Below are 1,168 nucleotides of genomic sequence, written 5' to 3' on the forward strand. Positions count from 1 at the left end.
AAATGACTGACGTAGTGATCGTATCGGCCGCGCGTACGGCGGTAGGCAAATTCGGCGGTTCGCTCGCGAAGATCGCGGCGCCGGAACTGGGCGCGACGGTGATCAAGGCCGTGCTCGAGCGCGCGGGCGTGAAGCCGGATCAGGTGAGCGAAGTGATTCTGGGTCAGGTGCTGACGGCGGGCTCCGGCCAGAACCCGGCGCGCCAGTCGCTCATCAAGGCCGGTCTGCCCGACATGGTGCCCGGCATGACGATCAACAAGGTCTGCGGCTCGGGCCTGAAGGCGGTGATGCTGGCCGCGAACGCGATCATCGCGGGCGATGCGGACATCGTCATCGCGGGCGGTCAGGAAAACATGAGCGCGGCGCCGCACGTGCTGCCGGGCTCGCGCGACGGCTTTCGCATGGGCGACGCGAAGCTCATCGACACGATGATCGTCGACGGCCTGTGGGACGTCTATAACAACTATCACATGGGCACGACGGCGGAAAACGTCGCGAAGGAATTCGGCATCACGCGTGAAGATCAGGACAAGTTCGCGGCGCTGTCGCAGAACAAGGCCGAGGCCGCGCAGAAGGCGGGCCGCTTCAACGACGAGATCGTGCCGGTCGCGATTCCGCAGCGCAAGGGCGATCCGATCCAGTTCGCCACCGACGAATTCGTGCGTCACGGCGTGACCGCCGAAGCGCTCGCGGGCCTCAAGCCCGCGTTCTCGAAGGAAGGCACGGTGACGGCGGCGAACGCATCGGGCCTCAACGATGGCGCGGCGGCGGTGGTCGTGATGTCGGCGAAGAAGGCGGAAGCGCTCGGTCTGACGCCGCTCGCGCGCATCAAGGCGTACGCGAACGCGGGCGTGTCGCCGAAGATCATGGGCATGGGTCCGGTGCCGGCCTCGAAGCGTTGTCTGGAGCGCGCGGGCTGGAGCGTGAACGATCTCGATCTGATGGAAATCAACGAGGCGTTCGCGGCGCAGGCGCTGGCGGTGCACAAGCAGATGGGCTGGGATCAGTCGAAGATCAACGTGAACGGCGGCGCAATCGCGATCGGGCATCCGATCGGCGCATCGGGCTGCCGCATTCTCGTCACGCTGCTGCACGAAATGCAGAAGCGCGACGCGAAGAAGGGCCTGGCCTCGCTGTGCATCGGCGGCGGCATGGGTGTCGCGCTGGC

General features: G+C 66.3%; 1 protein-coding gene. It reads left to right on the top strand.

All coding sequences use genetic code 11. From position 1 onward, the window contains the following. Positions 1-2: 2 nt before the first annotated feature. Positions 3-1,168 (top strand): acetyl-CoA C-acetyltransferase (locus AWB75_RS36430; RefSeq protein ID WP_061128742.1); only part of this gene is annotated, 1,166 nt, incomplete at its 3' end.

It is taken from the genome of Caballeronia catudaia (assembly GCF_001544755.2).
Lineage (GTDB): Bacteria > Pseudomonadota > Gammaproteobacteria > Burkholderiales > Burkholderiaceae > Caballeronia > Caballeronia catudaia.